Here is a 22,308-nt window from a genome sequence, read left to right as displayed (position 1 = left end):
TGCTCCAAGAGGGGTTTCGAAAGCCAAGAGGGGTGTCGGAAAAGCGAAGAGTGTCGCGAGCCGGCCCGGTCACGGCCCACTCGCGACACTCTACGCGCGTAACAAACAGCGGGGCTAGAGCCGCTCCGGCCCGAACGCGTCGGGCAGGACCTCACTCATCGGCTTCACGCCGGACGGCAGGTCGATCAGCAGCTCCGGTCCGCCGTGCTCGTACAGCAGCTGGCGGCAGCGCCCGCACGGCATCAGCAGCCGCCCGGCGCCGTCCACACAGGTGAACGCGGTCAGCCGGCCGCCGCCGGTGGCGTGCAGGGTGGAGACCAGTCCGCACTCGGCGCAGAGCGCGAGCCCGTACGAGGCGTTCTCGACGTTGCAGCCGGTGACCAGCCGCCCGTCGTCCACCAGGGCGGCCGCGCCGACCGGGAAGCGGCTGTACGGGGCGTACGCGTGCGTCATCGCCTCACGCGCGGCCTCGCGCAGCAGCTCCCAGTCGACCGCGGGCGCCGTCACTTGCCCTGGCCCTTGCGGTAGATCTGGCCGTCGGCCTTCGGCGGCCGCAGCCGCTGCGAGGCCAGCGAGAGCACCACCAGGGTGATCACGTACGGCGTGGCCACGATCAGCGGGCGCTGCACCTCGTCGGTGGTGGCGTACCAGGCGGCCAGGCCGCCGGCGACCACGAAGGTGATCAGCGCGGCCGGGAACTTGCGGCGGTACAGGTGCCAGAGGGCAAGCAGGGCCATCGCGATGGAGACCGTCAGGATCAGCACGTGCACCGACTCCGGGTCACGCAGCTGGAGGCTGTCGGTGAAGCCGAACAGGCCGGCGCCGATGGCGAGGCCGCCCGGCATCCAGTTGCCGAAGATCATCGCCGCGAGGCCGATGAAGCCCCGGCCGAGGGTCTGGCCGTCCTTGTAGAAGTGCGCCGCGACCAGCGAGAGGTACGCACCGCCGAGGCCGGCGAAGGCGCCGGAGGCGATGACCGCGAGGTACTTGTACTTGTAGACGTTGACACCCAGCGACTCGGCCGCGGTCGGGTTCTCGCCGCAGGAGCGCAGGCGCAGGCCGAACACGGTGCGCCAGAGCGCGAAGTAGCTGACCACGATCAGCGCGCCGGCCAGCAGCACGACCACCGAGATGTTGGTGACCAGACCGCCGAGCACGCCCGCGGCGTCCGAGACCAGGAACCAGTGGTTGCTCTCGATGTCCTTCAGCCAGGAGGAGAGGCCGGGGATGGTGATGTACGGCAGCGGATCGGCCGGCGGGGACTGGTTCGCACCGGCGCCGACGGAGATGTAGTCCTTGTAGTAGATCCGGTTGACGTACGCGCAGATGCCGGGGATCAGCAGGTTGATACCGACACCGGAGACGATGTGGTCGACGCCGAAGGTCACCGTGACGACCGCGTGCAGCAGACCGCCGAGCGCGCCGCCGAGCGCGCCGGCCACCAGGCCGAACCACGGGTTGACCAGGTAGCCGCCCCAGGCACCGCAGAAGGTGCCGGCGACCATCATGCCTTCCAGGCCGATGTTGACGACGCCGGCCCGCTCGGACCAGAGACCGCCCAGACCGGCCATGCCGATCGGCACGGCCGCGCTCAGCGCGGCGGTGACCTGCCCGGAGGAGGTCAGCGAGTGGTTGCCGGTGGCCAGGCCCACGGCGGAGAAGAGCACCAGGGCGCCTGCGATCAGCAGCAGCACCACCGGCCAGGACAGCTTGCGCTTCTTTGCGGGAGCGCCCGGCGCCTTCGCACGGGCGGCGGTGGCCGTACTCATGCCGACACCTCCTTCTTCACGTTGGCCGCGGCCAGGGCGGCGAGCTCGGCGCCGACCTTCTGCTGCTGGCGCTTGAGTCCGTAGCGGCGCACCAGCTCGTACGCGACGACGACGCAGATGACGATGGTGCCCTTCATGACATCGACGATCTCGAACGGGAAGCTGCCGTTCTTCGGCAGCGGCAGCTGCGAGCCGGTGGAGTCGAGGAAGGCGAACAGCAGCGCCGCGAAGGCCATGCCGATCGGGCTGTTCCGGCCGAGCAGGGCGACCGAGATGCCGAGGAAGCCCAGGCCGGGCTGGAAGCTCTGGCCGAAGTAGTACGAGTTCTGCAGCAGCTCGGGCATCCCGATCAGACCGGCGATCGCACCGGAGACCGCCATCGAGATGACGACCATGCGCTTGACGTTCACCCCGGACGCGGTGGCGGCGGACTCGGAGCGGCCGGTGGCGCGCAGGTCGAAGCCGAAGCGGGTGCGGGTCAGGGTGAACTGGAAGACCACGCCGACCAGGGCGGCGATGAAGATGAAGCCCCAGAGCGGGCCGCCGGCCGTGTCGAACGCGAAGAAGTGGCTGGACTGCGAGAGCGGGTCGGTCTGGATCGAGTTGCTGGTGGTGCCCTTCTCCGGCGCGAAGATTCCGGGGACGAGCAGCAGACCGACGATCGCGATCGCGATGGCGTTCAGCATGATGGTCGAGATGACCTCGCTGACGCCGCGGTAGACCTTCAGCAGGCCGGCGATGCTGGCGTAGAGACCGCCGACCAGCATCGCGGTGATCAGCAGCAGCGGGATCTGGATGAAGGACGGCAGGTCGAGCCGGCTGCCGACGAAGGCCGCGAACAGCGCCGCGACCTTGTACTGGCCCTCGACGCCGATGTTGAAGAGGTTCATCCGGAAGCCGAAGGCGGCGGCCGCGGCGGCCAGGTAGTAGGTGGTGGACCGGTTGAGGATCGCCACCTGGCCGTCCGACTTGGTGCCGTACGTGATCATCACGTTCCAGGCGTCGAACGGGTTCTTGCCCGAGGTCGCCAGCAGCACCGAGCAGATCGCCACGGAGAGGACGACGGCGAGCACCGGCGCCGCGAGGGCGAGCACGATCCGCTCGCCGTTGAACCGCTGGGCCAGGGTGCTCTTGGCCGCGGGGTTGGGACTGGTCATGGTGGTTACTCCCCCGCCTGCGGGTCGTCGGCGGTGTCGGTGGGGGCGGCGTCCTCGGCCTCGGTGCCCTCGGCGGCGATGGCCCGCTCCTCGGCGACGGCCTCCGCGTCGGACTCGAGGTGGCCGCGGGCCGCACCGGTCATCGCGGTGCCGAGGTCCTCCGCGGTGACGGTGGCCGGGTCGGCGTCGGCGACCAGACGGCCGCGGTAGATGACCCGGATGGTGTCGGAGAGACCGATCAGCTCGTCCAGGTCGGCGGAGATCAGCAGCACCGCGAGGCCGGCCCGCTGGGCCGTCCGGATGTGCTCCCAGATCTGCGCCTGCGCGCCGACGTCCACACCCCGGGTGGGGTGCGAGGCGATCAGCAGCTTGGGCTGGTGGCTCATCTCGCGGCCGATGATCAGCTTCTGCTGGTTGCCGCCGGAGAGCGAGGCCGCGGTGACCTCGATGCCGGGGGTGCGGACGTCGTACTGCTCGACGATCCGCTGGGTGTCCTTGCGGGCCGCGGCCGGGTCCAGCAGCAGGCCCTTGGAGTTGGGGGGCTCCGTGACGTGGCCGAGGATCCGGTTCTCCCAGAGCGGGGCCTCCAGCAGCAGGCCGTGCCGGTGGCGGTCCTCGGGGATGTAGCCGATGCCGGCCTCGCGGCGGGCCCGGGTGAGCGAGCCGGAGAGGTCCTGGCCGTCCAGGGTGACGGCCCCGGCGTCCAGCGGGAGCATGCCCATGATGGCCTCGACCAGTTCGGCCTGGCCGTTGCCCTCGACCCCGGCGATGCCGAGGATCTCGCCCTTGTGGATGCGCAGCGAGATGTCGTCGAGCACGACGCGCTCGATGCCCTCGGCGTCGGTCTTGGCGATCCGCAGGCCGCGGACGTCCAGCATCTCGGTCGTGGTGACGGTGGACTCGCGGCTCTCCGGGGAGGGCAGCTCGGCGCCGACCATCATCTCGGCGAGCTGACGGGCGCTGACGTTCCGCGGGTCGGCGTCGCCGACGGTGGTGCCGCGCCGGATCACGCTGATCGCGTCGGCCACCGACAGCACCTCGTGCAGCTTGTGCGAGATGAAGATGACGGTGACGCCCTCGGCCTTGAGCTCGCGCAGGTTGTCGAAGAGCGCGTCGACCTCCTGCGGGACGAGGACGGCGGTGGGCTCGTCGAGGATCAGGATCTTGGCGCCGCGGTAGAGCACCTTGAGGATCTCGACCCGCTGGCGGTCGGCCACGCCGAGGTCCTCGACCAGCGCCTCCGGGCGCACGCCCAGGCCGTACTGGTCGGAGATCTCCTTGATCTTCGCCTTCGCCCTGGCGCCGATGCCGTGGAGCTTCTCGCCGCCGAGAACGACGTTCTCCCAGACGGTGAGGTTGTCGGCGAGCATGAAGTGCTGGTGCACCATGCCGATGCCGCGCGCGATGGCGTCGCCCGGGGTGTTGAACTCGCACTGCTCGCCGTTGATCGCGATGGTGCCCTCGTCCGGCTTCTGCATGCCGTAGAGGATCTTCATCAGCGTCGACTTGCCGGCGCCGTTCTCGCCCATGAGGGCGTGCACGGTGCCGGTGCGGACGGTGAGGTTGATGTCGTGGTTGGCCACGACGCCGGGGAAGCGCTTGGTGATACCGCGCAGTTCGACGGCCGGTGTCGCCGTCCCCGCGCTGGGGGTACCGCCCTTGCTGAGGGCGGGGTCGGATGCGGTGATGGCGATCTCCTGGTGGTCTGGAGGCGCGTCGTTGCGCTGGAGGGCCAAGAAAAGACGGTGGGGTACGGGACGGGGCCCGGGGGTACGCGTTGAGCGCACCCTGCCGGGCCCCTCCCTGATGCTGTGTCAATCATTGCGCTGCCAGGCAGGTGGCAGCGGCAGCGACGTCCGCTACGCGGCGGCCCTTACTGGGCGGGCGCGGTCGGGACGGTGGTGGCGCCGCTCTTGATGGCCGTGGCGGCCTCGTCGAGCTTGGCCTTGATGTCGTCGATCTTGTTGCCGGTGGTGGCGAGCGAGACACCCTCGGACTTCAGGTCGAAGTTCTTGATGCCGGTGAAGGGAGTGCCCTTCTTGATCGACTCGACGTAGGCGAAGACGGCGTTGTCGACGTTCTTCACCATCGAGGTGAGGATGCTGTTCTTGTACTTCGCCAGGGCCGGCTGGTTGGCCTGGTCGGAGTCGACACCGATGGCCAGCGCGCCGGGCTTGTTGGAGACGGCCTCGATGGCGCCGTTGCCGGAGGAGCCGGCGGCGGTGTAGATGACGTCCGCGCCCTTGTCGAGCTGGCCCTGCGCGGCCTCCTTGCCCTTGTCGGGCGAGTTGAAGCCGGAGAAGTCCGGGGGCGTGGTCAGGTAGGTGACCTCGACCGGCATCTGCGGGTCGACGGACTTCACGCCCGCCTTGAAGCCGGCCTCGAACTTCTTGATCAGCTCGGTCTGCACACCGCCGATGAAGCCGACGTGCTTGGCCTTCGACTTGTTGGCGGCGGCGACGCCGGCCAGGTACGAGCCCTCCTGCTCGGCGAAGAGCAGCGAGGTGACGTTGGAGGGCTGGTCGTCGGCGTGCGAGTCGATGATCGCGAACTTGACGTCCGGGTTCTCCTTGGCGATCTTGTTGACCGCCGGCTGGTACACGAAGCCGACCGCGATGATCGTCTTGTAGCCGCCGTCGATCAGGTTCTTGAGACGGGTCTCCTTGTCGGCCTCGGCCTCGCCGGTCTTGGCGTCGGCCTCGGTGACGGTGGCACCCAGCTCGGCCTTGGCACGGTCCAGACCACGCGCGGCGGAGTCGTTGAACGACTGGTCGCCGCGGCCACCGATGTCGTAGGCCATGCCGACCTTGAGCGAGTTGTCGGAGGAGCCCCCCGAGGAGGTGTTGTCGGTGCTCTTTGCGCCGCAAGCGGCGAGCGAGGCAATGCCCAGGGAACCCGAGAGCACAACCGCGGCGAGCTTAGTTGAACGGCGCAAGGGAGTATCTCCTTCTCACACGCACCCGATGAGCGTGGTCGGACGCCACCGTAACGCGCGTAGAACACGGTTGTATTACGGGGTGGCGGAGCACCCGGGTTGTTACCAAACCGTGGTCTCACGGTCGTCCCGACGCCCCGCTCCCGTCCGCGAACGGTGGTCCGGAACCGGCGACGCCCAGTCTACGTAACCGGGGGAAAGGGCCAGAATCCCGCCAAAACGGGCGGGTGGCTCAGAGCTCGTCCGGCTCCAGCGCCAGCGCGGTGAACAGCTCGACGCCGATCCCGATCGCCCGCTCGTCGACGTCGAAGCGGCCCTGGTGCAGGTCCCGCACGGTCGGGTCGCCGGGGGGCCGGACGCCGAGGCGGGCCAGCGCGCCGGGGGCGTGCTCCAGGTACCAGGAGAAGTCCTCGCCGCCCAGGCTCTGCTCGGTCTCCTCGACCACCTGCCGGCCGCCCTGCCCGAACCGCGCCGTCATGGCGGCCTCCAGCAGCGCCACCGAGACCGCCTCGTTGACCACCGGGGGCACGCCGCGGTGGTAGTCGAGCGTCCACTTCGCCCGGTAGGTCTCGGCGAGCTTGGCGATCAGCTCGTGCAACAGCTCCGGCGCCTCGCGCCAGCCGGCCAGCTCCAGGCAGCGGACGGTGCCCTCCAGCTCCGCGTGCTGCGGGATGACGTTGGGCGCGGAGCCGGAGGAGATCCGGCCCCAGACCAGGCTGACCCCCCAGCGCGGGTCCATCCGGCGGGCCAGCGCCCCCGGCAGATCGGCCGCCATCCGGGCGATCGCGGTCACCAGGTCGGTGGTCAGGTGCGGCCGGGCGGTGTGGCCGCCGGGCCCGTCCAGGTGGAGCACCAGACGGTCGCAGGCCGAGGTGATCGCGCCGGTGCGCAGGGCGATCCGGCCCGCCTCCACCTTCGGGTCGCAGTGCACCGCGAAGATCCGGCCGACGCCCTCCATCCCGCCCGCGCCGATCACGTCCAGGGCCCCGCCCGGCATGACCTCCTCGGCCGGCTGGAAGACCAGCCGGACCGGGCGGCGCAGCTCGCCGGCGCGGGCGGCCTCGGCCAGCACCAGCGCGGTGCCGAGCAGCACGGAGGTGTGCACGTCGTGGCCGCAGGCGTGGGCCCGGCCGGGCACGGTCGAGCGGTAGGGCACCTCGGTCTTGGCGTCGTCGATCGGCAGCGCGTCGATGTCGGCGCGGAAGGCCAGGAATTCGGCGCCGCGCGGGGTGCCGTCCGGGACGATGTCCGCGATCAGACCGGTGCCGCCCGGCAGCACCCGGGGGGTGAGGCCGGCCGCCAGCAGCCGGTCGCGCAGCAGGCCGGTGGTGCGGAACTCCTGGCGGCCCAGCTCCGGGTGCCGGTGCAGATCACGACGGAAGGCGATCAGCTCGGACTCCAGTCCGCCGACCCGGGCGCGCAGGTCTGCGGCGGGGCGGGCAGCGGTGAGAGTGGTGGCCGACTGGGCGGACTCAGGGCGGTTCATCTCATCAAGGGTAGGCCTGTTGGGGGGATTTGGCCCGACTTCCGGGAAAGAAGTCCCCGGATGGGTGCATACCGGCCGCACAGGTGGGTATGACATCTCGTTTCAGCCGCCTTCCCCGGGGTCACCTGACCTGTGCAACGACCACCCGGGCCGGGGGTCACGGGCAGGCCGGCAAACCCCACCACCCTTGCCTCCCGGGCACCTTGACGTCCGCTCAGAACCGTTCGACGGGCGTGTAGGTGCCCCACACCTCACGCAGCGCATCGCACACCTCGCCGACCGTGGCACGGGCGGCCAGCGCCTCCTTCATCGGGTACAGCACGTTCTCCCGGCCCCCGGCGGCCCGGCGCAGCCCCGTGAGGGCGCGGCCCACGGCCGAGGAGTCGCGCTCGGCCCGCAGCCGGGCGAGCCGGCCCGCCTGCCGCGCCTCGATCGCCGGGTCCACCCGCAGCGGCTCGTACGGCTCCTCGGCGTCCAGCTGGAAGCGGTTGACGCCGACCACGGTCCGCTCGCCGGAGTCGGTCTCCTGCTGGACGCGGTAGGCGGTGCGCTCGATCTCGGCCTTCTGGTAGCCCGTCTCGATCGCGGCCACCGCGCCGCCGAGCTCCTCCACCCTGGCCAGCAGCGCGACGGCGGCGGCCTCCACCTCGTCGGTCAGCGCCTCCACCGCGTACGAGCCGGCGAACGGGTCGACGGTGGCCGTGATGTCGGTCTCGTACGCGAGCACCTGCTGGGTGCGCAGCGCGAGCCGGGCGGCCTTCTCGGTGGGCAGCGCGATGGCCTCGTCGAAGCTGTTGGTGTGCAGCGACTGGGTGCCGCCGAGCACCGCCGCGAGCGCCTGCACGGCGACCCGGACCAGGTTGACCTCGGGCTGCTGCGCGGTGAGCTGCACCCCGGCGGTCTGGGTGTGGAACCGCAGCATCCACGACTTCGGGTTCCTCGCGCCGAACTCCTCGCGCATCACCCGGGCCCAGATCCGGCGGGCGGCACGGAACTTGGCGACCTCCTCCAGCAGGGTGGTGCGGGAGACGAAGAAGAAGGAGAGCCGGGGCGCGAAGTCGTCGACGTCCATACCGGCCGCGACGGCGGTGCGCACGTACTCGACGCCGTTGGCGAGGGTGAAGGCGATCTCCTGCGCGGGGTCCGCCCCGGCCTCGGCCATGTGGTAGCCGGAGATCGAGATGGTGTTCCACTTCGGGATCTCGGCCCGGCAGTAGCGGAACACGTCGGCGACCAGCCGCAGCGAGGGTTTGGGCGGGAAGATGTACGTGCCGCGGGCGATGTACTCCTTCAGCACGTCGTTCTGGATCGTGCCGGTCAGCCGGCCCGGCGCCACCCCCTGTGCCTCGCCGACCAGTTGGTAGAGGAGCAGCAGCAGTCCCGCGGGCGCGTTGATGGTCATCGAGGTGGAGACCCCGTCCATCGGGATGCCGTCGAACAGGACGCCCATGTCCTCGACGCTGTCGATCGCGACGCCCACCTTGCCGACCTCGCCGGCCGCGATCCGGGCGTCCGAGTCGTAGCCCATCTGGGTGGGCAGGTCGAAGGCGACGGACAGGCCCGTGGTGCCGTTGGCGATCAGCTGCCGGTAGCGGGCGTTGGACTCGGCGGCGGTGCCGAAGCCGGCGTACTGGCGCATCGTCCACGGCCGGCCGGTGTACATCGACGGGTAGACGCCCCGGGTGTAGGGGTACTCCCCCGGCCGGCCCAGGCGCTGCCGGGGGTCCCAGCCGGCCAGGTCCTCGGGACCGTACAGGGGCTCGATCGGGAAGCCCGACTCGGTGCGGCGCGGCTCGGCTGCCATGGGACTCTCCACGGGGGTGAGGAGGGGGATCGTCGGCCGGTAGTCGGCTGATCCCGCAATGTAACGGGCCCGCTCCCGGCCGGGCGGCCGCCACGACAGCGGGGTTCCCCGCACGGGGGACGGCCGTCTCCGTTGAGATGATCGGGTGAGCGACTGAAGTACTTCCCAAACCGACGTGTTCCCCCGAGGGAGTGGCAATGACCGAGCAGAAGGTGGCCGTGGTCACCGGCGCCAGCAGCGGAATCGGCGCGGCGACCGCCCGCCGGCTCGCGGCCGAGGGCTTCGACGTGGTGCTGACCGCCCGGCGGACCGACCGGATCGAGGCGCTGGCCAAGGAGATCGGCGGCCGCGCGCACACCCTGGACGTCACCGACCGGGCCGCCGTGGACGCCTTCGCGGCCCGGGTCGGCCGGGTGGACGTGCTGGTCAACAACGCCGGCGGCGCGATCGGCGCCGAGTCCGTGGCGACCGGCGACCCGGCCGACTGGCTGGCGATGTACCAGGTGAACGTGCTCGGCGTGCTGCACATGACGCAGGCGCTGCTGCCGGCGCTGCGGGCCGGCGGCGACGGCACGGTGCTGGTGCTCTCCTCCACCGCGGCGCTGGCCGCGTACGAGGGCGGCGGCGGCTATGTGGCGGCCAAGCACGCCGCGCACACCATCGCGGCGACGCTCCGGCTGGAGCTGTGCGGGGAGCCGATCCGGGTGATCGAGATCGCGCCGGGCATGGTGAAGTCCGAGGGCTTCGCGGTGACCCGTTTCCGGGGCGACGAGGAGCGGGCGGCGGCCGTGTACGCGGGCGTGGCCGAGCCGCTGACCTCGGAGGACATCGCCGACACCGTCGCCTGGGCGGTCACCCGGCCGTCGCACGTCAACATCGACCTGCTGGTGGTGCGCCCGCGGGCGCAGGCCGCCAACCACAAGGTCCACCGGGCCTGACACCGCGCGGGGCGGACGGCCCAGGGGCATGATCAAACGTGTCACCCGGCAGTGGTACACACGTGCGATGACATCTCTTCGGGCCGCCCGCCCACGGGTGCTGCTGACCGTGCTCGCGGCCGGCACCCTGCTCCTCGCCTCCGCCTGCGACGACGGCGCCACGTCCGGCCAGGACCGGGCCGCCGGCACCACCTCGCCCGCACCGGCCGCACCGATGGCCACCCCGACGCCGGCCCCCCGGCCCACCGGGGCCGACGACCCGGCACTGAAGCCCTTCTACGGCCAGCAGATCACCTGGGCCGCCTGCCCCGCCGATCCCAAGGCCGCCGAGGCCAAGATCGACATATCCGGGATGCAGTGCGGCCGGCTGCACGTCCCGCTCGACTACGCCGACCCCGCCACCGACGCCCTCGACCTCGCGCTGATCAAGCTGCCGGCCGCCAGGCCGGACCAGCGGATCGGCTCGCTGATGGTCAACCCCGGCGGCCCCGGCGCCTCCGGCGTCGAGATGGTCAAGTACGGCGCCGAACGGTTCGACGGCACCCTGCACAAGCGCTTCGACGTGATCGGCTTCGACCCGCGCGGCACCGGCGACAGCTCCCCGGTCGTCTGCCTCGACGACAAGCAGCACGACGCGCTCGGCGAGCAGGACGACCTGCCGGACCCCCAGGCCCGCAAGGCCCGGCACCAGCAGCGGAACGCCGAGTTCGCGGCCGCCTGCCAGGCCGGCTCCGGCAGGCTGCTGCCCTTCATCGGCACCCGCAACACCGCCCGCGACCTGGACGTGCTGCGCGCCGCCGTCGGGGACCAGAAGCTCAACTACCTCGGCGTCTCCTACGGCACCTACCTCGGCTCGCTCTACGCCGAGGAGTTCCCGAAGAACACCGGCCGGCTCATCCTGGACGGCGCCGTCGACCCGACCCAGGAGAGGCTGGACAGCAGTATCAAGCAGCAGATCGGCTTCGAGAAGTCCTTCGAGCGCTTCGCCGCCGACTGCGTCGAGAACCACGCCGACGAGTGCTCGCTCGGCAAGGACCCGGCCAGGGCCGCCGAGAAGGCCGCCGACTTCCTGGACGGCCTGCGCGACCACCCGCTCACCGTCAACGGCCGCAGGGTCGGCAGCGGCCAGGGCTGGACCGGCACCATGAGCCTCCTCTACGGCGACGAGAAGACCACCTGGAAGTACCTGCGGCTCTCGCTCAACCTCGCCATGCTGCACGGCAAGGGCGACGGCCTGCTGGCCTTCGCCGACGAGTACAACGGCCGGGACGAGAAGGGCCACTACGACCCCAGCCAGGACGCGCTGAGGGCGATCCGCTGCGCGGACGTCGCAGCCCCGGCCCCCTCCCCCGAGCGGGCCCAGGCGGCGGTGAAGCAGCTCCAGGAGCAGGCCCCGCTGCTCACCAAGGGCACCACCGCCGACGACCTCAGCGAGCCCCAGTGCGCGAACTGGCCGTTCGAGACGCCCGAGAAGCCGCACACCGTCCGCGCCGAGGGCAGCGCGCCGATCCTGGTGGTCGGCACCACCGGTGACCCGGCCACCCCCTACGCGGCGGCCGAGGCGCTGGCCAAGGGCTTCGCCAACGCCACCCTGCTGACCCTGACCGGCGAGGGCCACGGCGCGTTCGGCAAGGGCAACGTCTGCGTCGACCGGGCCATGGAGGCGTATCTCACCGAGGGCACCCTGCCGGCCGCCGGGACGCGCTGTTCCTGACGGCCGCTCCCGTGCGGGGCGGTTATTAGCAGATGAACACGGGGAGGGTGCTGACGCAGAGCTGTCAACGTCACAACTTGATAGCTCGATCGGATGAATTCCGCGTGCACCCTCCCCAACTGATGACCGCTCAACTACCGTTGAGCCGCTGCCCGGCGGGCGCTGGACGCCGCCCCGCAGCTCCATACTTCAGCTGCTCCACCACCCCATTTCACCGGCACCTTCCCGCCCTCACGAGGAGGACCCGCTGGCCAGCGACATCCCGTCACAGCGGCTCGATCCCAGTTCCGAGCCGACCCTCCTCGGGTTGCACCGCTTCAACGAAGCCGACGTCGGCGCCGCCGAGGAGGCCCTGTTGGCCTGCTGCGGCAGTCACCGCTGGGCCCTCCGGCTCACGGCGCACCGTCCCTACCCCGACATCGAGTCCCTGCTGGCCGCCGCCAGCGAGGCCTCCTACGACCTGCGCCCGGCCGACCTGGCCGAGGCGCTGGCGGACGAGAGCTGGATGCCGCAGCCCCTCCTGGGCATGCGCGCACCCGGCAGCCAGGCGGCGCACACCGCGCTGCGGGCGGCCCACGCCGCGTACGAGGCCAGGTTCGGCCACGTCTTCGTGGTCTGCCTGGAGGGCGTGGCCCCCGAGGAGATGCTCGACACCGTGCTCTCCTCGATCCGCACCCGACTGGCCAACGACCCGGACGAGGAGCGGCTGACCGCGGCCGACGAACTGCGCCGGATCGCCCTCACCCGCCTGGAGCACCTGGTCGCCACCCAGACAACGACCGGGGCGCGCTGAGCCCCGGTCACCACGCCCCGTCCCCTCATCCCTCCCTACCTCTCCTCACCGCTTCGTCTGCGCGGCGCGCAGCTTGGCCACCTGCTGCCGGACGATCCGCTCGTCCGGCGCGGCGGCCGGCCCCGCGCCGACGCCGACGGTGGTGAAGACCGCCAGCACCGGACCGACCCGGGCCAGCACCGCACGCTGGGAGAGCGTCACCGTGCCCGATTCATTCGTCAGAGTGAATCCGGTCACGGTGTCCGCTCCCCCGTGCGTGGGCGTGTCGTCCCGGCCCAGCCGGTGCCTGGTCCGCACCCCCCGCTTCCCCTTCTCCGCGGGCGGCGGCGGGGCGGTGGAGGCGAACGACGCGCACGGGCCGAACAGCTTCTCCAGCTCCGCCAGGAGCTGCGCCGCCCGCCCCGCCCGGTAGCCGAGCAGCCCGCCGTACACGCCGCCCCTGGGGTCGGCCGCCCGTGCCACGCTCAGATCGGTCTCGGCGTACGGCCGACCGGGGCCGGGCGAGGCCGAGCCGCCGCCGGCCGCCACGGCCGGGGTCACCACGTCCAGCAACGGCTGGCAGGCGGGCGTGTCCGAGACCTCCCGGCCGCCACCCGAGCCGGTCTCGCCGTGGCCGGACGTCATCACCGTCACCGTGTAGCCGGGCCCGAGGTCGCCGTCGGCCACCGCGGCCGCCCGCAGCTCGGCGGCGGACAGCTCGCGCCCGGCCCCGGCCTGGTCGGCGGAGCGGCCGACCGTGGTGCAGCCGGCGGCGAGCAGGACAGAGACGAGGACGGCGACGGACGGTCGGGGCGGGCGGAGCGGCACGGGGGCCTCGGCAGGGTGTCGTCGACGGGAGGGGCCGCCACCGTAGCGCAGCCGAACGGTCACCCAGAGCGAGCAATGGCGCCCCGGTTCCCGTCCGGCTAGGCCAGTCGTGCCTGATTGATCACACCTCGGGCCCCCGGAGGCGGTTCCCGACAACGCGTCGATAGGATGCTGGCGGCCGGTGGACCGTACCCGGCCGGGCTGACCGACACCGAAGCCGGCCGAGCCCCCAATCCGCTCCCGGAGGGTTTTTCCGTGCCGGCTGGAACGCTGTACCGCGGCCGGGAAGGCATGTGGAGCTGGGTGGCTCATCGAGTCACCGGCGTCCTCATCTTCTTCTTCCTGTTCGCTCATGTCCTGGACACCGCCCTGGTGCGGGTGTCGCCCGAGGCGTACGACACCGTCATTCAGACGTACAAGACGCCCCTGGTGAACCTGATGGAGTACGGCCTGGTGGCCGCCATCCTGTTCCACGCTCTCAACGGCCTCCGGGTCGTCGCCGTCGACTTCTGGTCGAAGGGCCCGAAGTACCAGAGGCAGATGCTCTGGACCGTGGTCGGGGTGTGGGTCGTGCTGCTGGCCGGCTCGTTCTACAACATCCTGGAACACACCCTGCTCACGTGGTTCGGGAAGTGATCTGAGACATGTCCACGGAAATCTCCGACGCCCTGGTGGTCCCCTCCGCCCAGGCGCACACCGGCAAGGGCCTCGGCACCGGTAACCCGGCCGACGAGTTCGTCATCGAGCCGCCCCGCAAGCGGACCAGGAAGACGCCGCGCCGCACCCGCACCAACTTCGAGATGCTGGCCTGGCTCTTCATGCGCCTGTCCGGCATCGTCCTCGTGGTGCTGATCCTCGGCCACCTGCTGATCATGCTGGTGCTCGACGGCGGCGTCTCCAAGATCGGCTTCGCCTTCGTGGCCGGCCGCTGGGCCTCGCCGTTCTGGCAGGGCTGGGACCTCCTGATGCTCTGGCTCGCCATGCTCCACGGCGCCAACGGCATGCGGACGGTCATCAACGACTACGCCGAGAAGGACTCCACCCGGCTCTGGCTGAAGGGCCTCATGGGCGCCGCCACGGTCTTCACCGTGCTGCTCGGCACCCTGGTGATCTTCACCTTCGACCCGAACATCTAATCGGACATCGACAGAGGCCAGAGGCGAGTTAGAACCCCCATGCAGATTCACCAGTACGACACCGTCATCGTCGGCGCAGGCGGCGCCGGCATGCGCGCGGCCATCGAGTCGACCCAGCGCAGCCGTACCGCCGTGCTGACCAAGCTCTACCCCACCCGGTCCCACACCGGCGCGGCCCAGGGCGGCATGTGCGCCGCCCTCGCCAACGTCGAGGAGGACAACTGGGAGTGGCACACCTTCGACACGGTCAAGGGTGGTGACTACCTGGTCGACCAGGACGCCGCCGAGATCATGTGCAAGGAGGCCATCGACGCCGTCCTCGACCTGGAGAAGATGGGTCTGCCCTTCTCCCGGACCGAGCAGGGCCGGATCGACCAGCGCCGCTTCGGCGGCCACTCGCGCAACCACGGCGAGGCCCCGGTCCGCCGCTCGTGCTACGCGGCCGACCGTACCGGTCACATGATCCTCCAGACGCTGTTCCAGAACTGCGTCAAGCACGGCGTCGAGTTCTTCAACGAGTTCTACGTCCTCGACCTGCTGATCAACGACGGCAAGACGGCCGGCGTCGTCGCCTACGAGCTGGCCACCGGCGAGATCCACGTCTTCCAGGCCAAGTCCGTCGTGTTCGCCTCCGGCGGCACCGGCAAGTTCTTCAAGGTCTCCTCCAACGCCCACACCCTCACCGGTGACGGCCAGGCCCTGGTCTACCGCCGCGGCCTGCCGCTGGAGGACATGGAGTTCTTCCAGTTCCACCCGACCGGCATCTGGCGCATGGGCATCCTGCTCACCGAGGGCGCCCGCGGCGAGGGCGGCATCCTGCGCAACAAGGACGGCGAGCGCTTCATGGAGCGCTACGCCCCCGTCATGAAGGACCTCGCGTCCCGTGACGTCTGCTCCCGCGCGATCTACACCGAGATCCGCGAAGGCCGCGGCTGCGGTCCGGACGGCGACCACGTCTACCTGGACCTCACCCACCTGCCGCCGGAGCAGCTGGACGCCAAGCTCCCGGACATCACCGAGTTCGCGCGCACCTACCTCGGCATCGAGCCCTACACGGACCCGATCCCGATCCAGCCCACCGCGCACTACGCCATGGGCGGCATCCCGACCAACGTCGAGGGTGAGGTGCTGCGCAACAACACCGACGTCGTCCCCGGCCTGTACGCGGCCGGCGAGGTCGCCTGCGTGTCCGTGCACGGCGCCAACCGGCTGGGCACCAACTCGCTGCTGGACATCAACGTGTTCGGCAAGCGCGCGGGCATCGCCGCCGCCGACTACGCGCAGACGGTGGGCTTCACCGAGCTGCCCGAGAACCCGGCCGAGAAGGTGCAGGCGCTGGTCGACGGCCTGCGCGAGTCCACCGGCACCGAGTCCGTGGCGCAGATCCGCAAGGAGCTGCAGGAGACCATGGACACCAACGCCATGGTCTACCGCACCGGCGCGACCCTGAAGCAGGCCGTCGAGGACATCGCCGCACTGCGCGAGCGCTACAAGCACGTCGCCATCCAGGACAAGGGCTTCCGTTACAACACGGACCTGCTGGAGGCCGTCGAGCTGGGCAACCTGCTCGACCTGGCCGAGGTGCTGGCGGTCTCCGCGCTGGCCCGTGAGGAGTCGCGCGGCGGCCACTACCGCGAGGACTTCCCGACCCGTGACGACGTGAAGTTCATGCAGCACACCATGGCGTACCAGGAGGTTGCCGAGGACGGCACCACCTCCATCCGCCTCGACTACAAGCCGGTCGTCACGACCCGCTACCAGCCGATGGAGCGTAAGTACTGATGAGCACTCCGACTGTGGAGAAGCACTCGGCCGCTCTGGACGCGGTCGAGGCGGGCGGTGTCGAGCTGATCACCGTCACCTTCCGGATCCGCCGGTTCAACCCGGAGGAGCACCCGGACCCGGTGTGGGTCGACTACCAGCTGACCCTGGACCCGAAGGAGCGCGTCCTGGACGCGCTCAACAAGATCAAGTGGGAGCAGGACGGCACCCTCACCTACCGCCGTTCCTGCGCGCACGGCATCTGCGGCTCCGACGCGATGCGGATCAACGGCCGCAACCGGCTGGCGTGCAAGACCCTGATCAAGGACGTCAACCCGGAGAAGCCGATCACGATCGAGGCCATAAAGGGCCTCGCGGTCCTCAAGGACCTGGTCGTGGACATGGACCCGTTCTTCCAGGCGTACAAGGACGTCATGCCGTTCCTCATCACCAAGGGGAACGACCCGACCCGCGAGCGCCTGCAGTCCGCCGAGGAGCGCGAGCGCTTCGACGACACCACCAAGTGCATCCTGTGCGCCGCGTGCACGTCGTCCTGTCCGGTCTTCTGGAACGACGGCCAGTACTTCGGCCCGGCCGCGATCGTCAACGCGCACCGCTTCATCTTCGACTCGCGCGACGAGGGTGCGGAGCAGCGGCTGGAGATCCTGAACGACCGCGAGGGTGTCTGGCGCTGCCGGACCACCTTCAACTGCTCGGAGGCCTGCCCGCGTGGCATCGAGGTCACCAAGGCGATCCAGGAAGTGAAGCGGGCGCTGGTCACCCGCCGTTTCTGATCCCGGCCTGAACCGAGGCCCCGTCCGGTCATCCGACCGGACGGGGCCTCGGCCGTTTCTCAGCGCAGCACGCCGAGGTCCTTCGGGGCACTCCAGCCGCTGTACGTCACCAGGTGCCGGTCGGCCGTGACGGCCCACAGGTCCGGCGCACCGTCACCGTCGCCGTCGCCCGAGCTGCCCAGCGTCGGGTACGCCCCGACGGTGAAGCCGCTCGCCACGACACCGGCGGCGGGGTCGGCGAGGGCGGAGAAGTCGAACAGCCCGTTGGCCTGCTTCGGCACCGGGTACGCGTGCAGCGTGCCGTCGGCCCGCTCACGCGCCCAGAGCGTGAGGCTCCCGGACGCGTCCGGGCCGGGTGCGATCAGGTCGTAGCCGCTCCAGTCGCCGGTGGTGGTGAGCTTCCGGGCCTTCTGGGAGCCGAACCCGAAGTTGCCGCCCGCGTGCAGCCAGAGGTTCCCGTCCTCAAGCGTCAGCAGCGACGGTGAGGTGGCGTCGGTCACCGGGCCGAACGCCACGACCTGGTCCGCCTTGGACCAGTCGGACGCGAAGTCCGCCGGGCAGGCGACGGTTGCCCCGGCATCGTCCTGGCAGCTGCGCGAGCGCTGGGCGTCCGTCATGTACCCGGTGAAGGATCCGTAGTCGACGTTCTGGTACAGGTAGAGGTAACCGTCGCCCGGCTTGTGGATGAAGAGGTCGTCCGAGGACGGCGCGTGGGACTTCGACCAGCCGCGGTGGGCCACCTGGAACGGCGCCCAGCTGCCGTCGTACGGTGCCCGGTTGCCCTGGATCGTCGAACTCGGAGCGGTGTCGCCCGCGTTGACGCCGAAGTACTGCAAGTTGCCCTGGGCGTCGGGCAGCAGGATGTCCGCGGTGCCGTCACCGTCGACGTCGCCAAGAGTCTTCGGCGGGTTCGGGTTCGATGGGGCGTAGAAGGTGTAGGACACCCGGCCGGAGTTACCCGCGTCATCGATCACCTCGACGTTGAGGGTGTTGGTGCCCCAGTGCAGGACCTTCAGCTGGAGGGTGAGCGTCCCGTCGGCGCCCGGCCTGACGGTACCCGGCGCGGTGCAGTCGCCGCCCACGCCCAGCATGTCGAAGCCGTACCGGACGCAGGCGACACCGGAGGCCTCCCCACCGTCCGGGGCCGGGTCGGCGGCGTTGAGCACGAAAGTGCCGACCTGGCCCGCGTACTTGGTGGCCGTGCCTCCGGATCCGTCGGCCGGGAAGTCCGGGGACGCGACCGAGACCGTCGGCGAGGTGGTGTCCACCCGGAAGTGGCAGTCCGGCGCCGGCGCGGAGGTTCGGTCGCCCTGCAGCGCCCAGGTGCGCCAGGTGTAGCTGTGCCCGTCCAGCAGACCGGGGACATTGATGCGCGCCTGCCCGGCGTAGGCCGGGGCAACGCCGCTGAACACGGCGCTGTCGGCGCCCGTCATCTGGTCCCAGACCTCGAAGCGGGCCGAGAGCGAGCCGCTGCCGTCCCCGGCGACCGTGGCGTTGAGGGTGGGATCGCTGCCAGTTCTCGCCATCCAGCCCGGCGTGGCGGTCCAGTCGCAGGCGTCGGTGCGCACACCCGTGGACGAGATTCGCGGCTGCGGATAGGCCGTCGTCCCCAGGACCATCGGGCCCGTGTCGGCCGAGGCCGTGGTCGGCACGGCGACCAGACCGGCGGCCACGACGATCGCGGCGACCCCGCCGAGTCGACGGTGGTGCACGTGGTTCATGAATCCCACCCCTGAAATCGAAGACAGATTCGATATGTGATCAAGCGGTGGGGATCCTGCCAGCGGCCCGGGCGGCCCCGCAACAGGAATAAACCGGTCAGCCGGTGGCCGGGGTGCGGCGGGTCGCGCGCAGGCCGCGGACGCCGACGGTGCCGACCAGGACGCCGAGAACGAAGGAGGTGACGGCCAGCAGGAGGTGGATCCAGAAGAAGGCGGTGGGCTGGGAGTGGTCGCCATTGGTGAAGGCCTGGCCGCCGGAGTCCTTCCAGAGGTTCTTGACGAAGGTTGTCTATGGCAAAGTACTAAGTACCAAACACCAACGAGCCGAAAGGGCAGGTCAGCGCCTATGCAGCGCGACGACCACACCATGACACCCTTCCTCTCCCCCACCGTCCTGCCCGCACACATGGACGCCGTCCGCGTATTCCTCTACGCGCGTCAATCTTCGGCCCGAACGGACGGCTCCGAGGTCTCCACCGAATCCCAACTTGCCGCCGGTCACGCGCTGGTCGCCTCCCGGAACATGCAAGGGGGCGTGCCGTGGATCGTGGTCGGTGAGTACGTGGACAAGGGACGTTCCGGCTGGGACCCGAAGGTTCGCCGCGAAGACTTCGACCGCATGATGGGCGACGTGCGCGCCGGGGAAGGTGACGTGTGCATTGTCAACGAGCTGTCGCGTCTCACCCGCCAGGGTGCCCATGACGCGCTGGAGATCGACAAGGAGTTCCGCGCCCACGGCGTCCGATTCATGTCTGTTCTTGAGCCCTTCCTTGACACGTCCAATCCTATCGGGGTGGCCATCTTCGCCCTGATTGCGGCCCTTGCGAAGCAGGACAGCGACACCAAGGCCGAGCGTCTGGCCGGGGCCAAAGCACAGATTGCGGCCTTGGGTGGTATCCACTCGTCCACGGCCGTCTACGGCATGCGCGCCATCCGGAAGCAGGTTGACAACCTGGTGATATCCGTACTCGAACCGGACGCCGACAATCCGGACCACATCGAGATGGTGGAGCGCATGGTAGCCATGTCTTTTGATGGCGTGTCAGATAACAAAATCGCAACGACATTCGAAGAGGAGAAGATTCCGGCCCCCGGAATGTCCAAGCGCCGGAACACCGAGAACCGTATGAAGAGCATCACAGCGCGCCGGATGGACGGTTCGGAACGGCCGATCGCGTGGCGGGCTCAGACGGTCCGCTGGATTCTTAACCATCCCGTTATCGGCGGGTTTGCGTTCGAGCGGGTACCGCGTGGCAAGTCGCACATCAACGTCATCCGTAGAGATGAGGCCGGACAGCCGCTCACGCCCCATGAGGGCATTATTTCGGGTGCGCGCTGGCTGGAGTTGCAGGAGAAGCGCAAGCAGCGCTCCCGCCCCGAGGCACAGCCCGGGAACGCGAACGTCGTCCCGACCCTTCTCTCTGGTTGGCGGTTCCTCGGGTGCCAACTCTGCGCCGGTTCCATGGGGCAATCCTCGGGTTTCCAGGGGCGCACGAAGGTTTGGACCGAGACCTACATTTGCGCGAACCCCAAGGGTCACGGCGGACTCGGGATCAAGCGAGAAGACCTCGACGACCACGTTGCCCGTCGGGTGTGGGCGAGGCTAAATCACGCCGATATGGATGATGAGCAAGACCGCGAATGGCTCGCTGCTGTGGCCGTCCGGTATGCGACCCAAAAGGACCTTGCCGGGGTCGCTGAGGAACGCCGAGAGACAGCGACGCACCTTGAGCACGTGCAGCAGTCGATCAAGGACTTGCAGCAGGACCGTAAGGCCGGGCTGTACAAGGGCCGCGACGAGCTGAACACGTGGCGGGCGACCATCGGCCAGTACCGGAAGTTCGAAGAACAGTGCACCGCCCGTTTGGCCGAGCTGGACGAGCAGGTATCCGGCAGCATCCAACTTCCGGACGAGTGGTTCTCTGGGCTCGACCCGATCGGCGAGGAAAGTGTGTGGGCAAGTTGGTCCACCAAGGAACAGCGCGACTTCCTCTCGTACTTCCTCACGGGGGTGATGGTAGGCCGAGGCCGAGACCCCGAGACCAAGAAAATCATCAAAACGGAAGACCGAGTCCACTTCACGTGGGTTGAACTCCCCAAGGAAGATGACGAAGAGGACGAGCAGGAACTAGCGGCGGTGTGACACGCGCCACACTAGAAACGGTCGTTTCCCTCGCGGGGAGCGGCCGTTTCGCATTTAGGCGGTTCTCGCCGACACAGCGGAGAGGATCGACACCGCCCCACACCCCCTCTGACCTGGGCTTAGTGTTGAATGTCGATTCTGAACCCAAAAGTAGGTCGCCTATAGGTTTTCTTAGGGCAAGCCAAAACAGGGTTCGTAATCGACATTCGACACTCCGTGCCCCTCCCCGCCCCGCCGCTGCACCGAGAGGCCGCCTACGCACAGGCAGGCTCCACAAGCGGCCAGAAGGGGGCTACGGCGAGCTCGGGAGGCCGGGTCGGCAATGGGTGCCATTGGGGGCGAGAGCGGCCGCTCACGGGCCCTTCCAGGGCTTTCGCCACAAAAGCCCCAGAGTCGCAGTCCTGCGCCCGCCTCCCTCGCTGCGCCGCCGTCACCGCGAGTGATCACCGTCCGCCGTCTCACAAACGATGGTTATTGAGACACCCGCCGACAGTGCCGATCCAGGGTTGATTCGGTGTTCAAAACCCGTCTCACAACCCTCCCCCGGAGCTTGATGTTTTGAGACGCGTTATGAGACGATCGGGGCATGACGACGAACAAGACCACCGGCCACCTGATCGGCTACGCCCGAGTGTCCACCGACGACCAGGAAGCCCAGCTCCAGCACGACGCGCTGACCGACGCTGGCTGCGCCCGGATCTTCACCGACAAGGCCAGCGGGAAGAACACCGACCGCCCGGAGCTTGCCGCCGTCCTGGACTACCTCCGCCCCGGTGACACCCTGTGCGTGTGGAAGCTGGACCGCTTCGCCCGGTCGCTGATTGACCTGGTGACCATGGTGGACGCGCTGTCGGCCCGGGGTATCGGCTTCAAGGTCCTCACGGGCGCGCTGGCCAGCATCGACCCGAACACCCCTGACGGCCGCCTGATGCTCCAAGTCGTCGGCGCCATGGCCGAGTTCGAGCGCTCGTTGATCAAGGACCGCACCCGCGCCGGACTGGAAGCCGCCAAGGCTCAGGGGCGGACTGGCGGCCGACCCGCTGTGATGGACGCTGACAAGGTCGCTGCTGCCATGGCGCGCAAGGCCAAGGGAGAAAGCGTCTCAGCCATCGCGAAGGCTTTGGGCGTCTCACGCGCCACGCTGTACCGCGCGCTTGCCGACAGCGAGTGATCCGAACGCAAGTACCGAGAGACCGTCTGCCCGCTGAGGTAGGCGGTCTCTCTTGCGCTTGGGGGTGTGGGGTAGGACCCGAAGTCGAAATCTCCGGCGACCGGCTAGGGATAACAGCCCCGTTCGCGTACGGGTCACCAGGTCCGGGCCTCGTGGCCCAATACGCGCGCACACGCGAG

General features: G+C 69.7%; 18 protein-coding genes and 1 pseudogene. 9 read left to right on the top strand and 10 right to left on the bottom strand.

The features are described from left to right. Positions 1 to 114 precede the first annotated feature (114 nt). The 7 genes from AB0P06_RS06900 to AB0P06_RS06870 all read right to left on the bottom strand — a co-directional run bounded on the left by AB0P06_RS06900 (position 115) and on the right by AB0P06_RS06870 (position 9,151). On the bottom strand, positions 115 to 507 hold the full coding sequence (locus AB0P06_RS06900) for a cytidine deaminase (RefSeq protein WP_363605619.1): 393 nt from the start codon (positions 505 to 507) through the stop codon (positions 115 to 117). Then, complete coding sequence (locus AB0P06_RS06895; RefSeq protein ID WP_363605618.1) at positions 504 to 1,769, bottom strand: ABC transporter permease; 1,266 nt, start codon at positions 1,767 to 1,769, stop codon at positions 504 to 506. Before AB0P06_RS06895 ends, AB0P06_RS06900 begins: the two co-directional genes overlap by 4 nt. Beyond that, on the bottom strand, positions 1,766 to 2,926 hold the full coding sequence (locus tag AB0P06_RS06890) for an ABC transporter permease (RefSeq protein WP_363605617.1): 1,161 nt from the start codon (positions 2,924 to 2,926) through the stop codon (positions 1,766 to 1,768). The genes AB0P06_RS06895 and AB0P06_RS06890 overlap by 4 nt, the downstream gene beginning before the upstream one ends. A 5-nt stretch (positions 2,927 to 2,931) precedes the next feature. Next, complete coding sequence (locus tag AB0P06_RS06885; protein WP_363605800.1) at positions 2,932 to 4,542, bottom strand: ABC transporter ATP-binding protein; 1,611 nt, start codon at positions 4,540 to 4,542, stop codon at positions 2,932 to 2,934. Between the two features lie 257 nt (positions 4,543 to 4,799). Continuing rightward, positions 4,800 to 5,861 carry a BMP family ABC transporter substrate-binding protein gene (locus AB0P06_RS06880; RefSeq protein ID WP_363605615.1) on the bottom strand — a complete coding sequence of 354 codons (1,062 nt, stop codon included), beginning with the start codon at positions 5,859 to 5,861 and terminating at the stop codon, positions 4,800 to 4,802. Between the two features lie 232 nt (positions 5,862 to 6,093). Continuing rightward, positions 6,094 to 7,347 (bottom strand): amidohydrolase, encoded by a 1,254-nt coding sequence (locus AB0P06_RS06875; protein ID WP_363605613.1) that lies wholly within the window; start codon positions 7,345 to 7,347, stop codon positions 6,094 to 6,096. Positions 7,348 to 7,561: 214 nt separating this feature from the next. Continuing rightward, the gene (locus AB0P06_RS06870; protein ID WP_363605612.1) at positions 7,562 to 9,151 is read right to left on the bottom strand and encodes a methylmalonyl-CoA mutase family protein; all 1,590 of its coding nucleotides are present in this window, start codon (positions 9,149 to 9,151) and stop codon (positions 7,562 to 7,564) included. A gap of 197 nt (positions 9,152 to 9,348) precedes the next feature. Between AB0P06_RS06870 and AB0P06_RS06865 the strand changes: the two genes are divergently transcribed. The 3 genes from AB0P06_RS06865 (at position 9,349) to AB0P06_RS06855 (ending at position 12,596) form a co-directional block, all read left to right on the top strand. After that, positions 9,349 to 10,089 (top strand): SDR family oxidoreductase, encoded by a 741-nt coding sequence (locus AB0P06_RS06865; protein WP_363605610.1) that lies wholly within the window; start codon positions 9,349 to 9,351, stop codon positions 10,087 to 10,089. A gap of 67 nt (positions 10,090 to 10,156) precedes the next feature. After that, entirely contained in the window at positions 10,157 to 11,803 is a 1,647-nt protein-coding gene (locus AB0P06_RS06860) for an alpha/beta hydrolase (protein ID WP_363605609.1), read from the top strand. 307 nt (positions 11,804 to 12,110) lie between these two features. Beyond that, complete coding sequence (locus AB0P06_RS06855; protein ID WP_363605607.1) at positions 12,111 to 12,596, top strand: 2-oxo-4-hydroxy-4-carboxy-5-ureidoimidazoline decarboxylase; 486 nt, start codon at positions 12,111 to 12,113, stop codon at positions 12,594 to 12,596. A 45-nt stretch (positions 12,597 to 12,641) separates the two neighbouring features. On the opposite strand, the gene AB0P06_RS06850 is transcribed toward AB0P06_RS06855, so the two are convergent. Beyond that, on the bottom strand, positions 12,642 to 13,403 hold the full coding sequence (locus AB0P06_RS06850; RefSeq protein WP_363605606.1) for a hypothetical protein: 762 nt from the start codon (positions 13,401 to 13,403) through the stop codon (positions 12,642 to 12,644). 255 nt (positions 13,404 to 13,658) lie between these two features. On the opposite strand from AB0P06_RS06850, the gene sdhC reads away from it, so the two are divergent. From sdhC to AB0P06_RS06830, 4 genes are read left to right on the top strand one after another with little or no spacing between them, the layout of a single operon-like run. Further along, the gene (sdhC, locus tag AB0P06_RS06845) at positions 13,659 to 14,039 is read left to right on the top strand and encodes a succinate dehydrogenase, cytochrome b556 subunit (RefSeq protein ID WP_363605604.1); all 381 of its coding nucleotides are present in this window, start codon (positions 13,659 to 13,661) and stop codon (positions 14,037 to 14,039) included. A gap of 8 nt (positions 14,040 to 14,047) precedes the next feature. Continuing rightward, on the top strand, positions 14,048 to 14,539 hold the full coding sequence (locus tag AB0P06_RS06840) for a succinate dehydrogenase hydrophobic membrane anchor subunit (protein ID WP_363605603.1): 492 nt from the start codon (positions 14,048 to 14,050) through the stop codon (positions 14,537 to 14,539). A 39-nt stretch (positions 14,540 to 14,578) separates the two neighbouring features. After that, complete coding sequence (sdhA, locus tag AB0P06_RS06835; RefSeq protein WP_363605602.1) at positions 14,579 to 16,321, top strand: succinate dehydrogenase flavoprotein subunit; 1,743 nt, start codon at positions 14,579 to 14,581, stop codon at positions 16,319 to 16,321. Continuing rightward, the gene (locus tag AB0P06_RS06830; protein ID WP_363605601.1) at positions 16,321 to 17,094 is read left to right on the top strand and encodes a succinate dehydrogenase iron-sulfur subunit; all 774 of its coding nucleotides are present in this window, start codon (positions 16,321 to 16,323) and stop codon (positions 17,092 to 17,094) included. The genes sdhA and AB0P06_RS06830 overlap by 1 nt, the downstream gene beginning before the upstream one ends. Positions 17,095 to 17,153: 59 nt before the next feature. Here the strand turns inward: AB0P06_RS06830 and AB0P06_RS06825 are convergent, their stop codons facing one another. Further along, complete coding sequence (locus tag AB0P06_RS06825; protein ID WP_363605600.1) at positions 17,154 to 18,815, bottom strand: hypothetical protein; 1,662 nt, start codon at positions 18,813 to 18,815, stop codon at positions 17,154 to 17,156. A 97-nt stretch (positions 18,816 to 18,912) separates the two neighbouring features. After that, positions 18,913 to 19,101, bottom strand: a pseudogene (locus tag AB0P06_RS06820) (hypothetical protein); the annotation flags it as partial. A 60-nt stretch (positions 19,102 to 19,161) separates the two neighbouring features. Here AB0P06_RS06820 and AB0P06_RS06815 point away from each other — a divergent pair. Next, complete coding sequence (locus tag AB0P06_RS06815) at positions 19,162 to 20,958, top strand: recombinase family protein (RefSeq protein WP_363605598.1); 1,797 nt, start codon at positions 19,162 to 19,164, stop codon at positions 20,956 to 20,958. Positions 20,959 to 21,544: 586 nt separating this feature from the next. After that, positions 21,545 to 22,129 (top strand): recombinase family protein, encoded by a 585-nt coding sequence (locus tag AB0P06_RS06810; protein ID WP_363605596.1) that lies wholly within the window; start codon positions 21,545 to 21,547, stop codon positions 22,127 to 22,129. The last annotated feature ends 179 nt before the right edge of the window (positions 22,130 to 22,308 follow it).

It is taken from the genome of Kitasatospora sp. NPDC088351, assembly GCF_040685575.1.
In the GTDB taxonomy this organism is placed as follows: Bacteria; Actinomycetota; Actinomycetes; order Streptomycetales; family Streptomycetaceae; genus Kitasatospora.
This window is presented reverse-complemented; position numbering and strand designations above follow the sequence as displayed.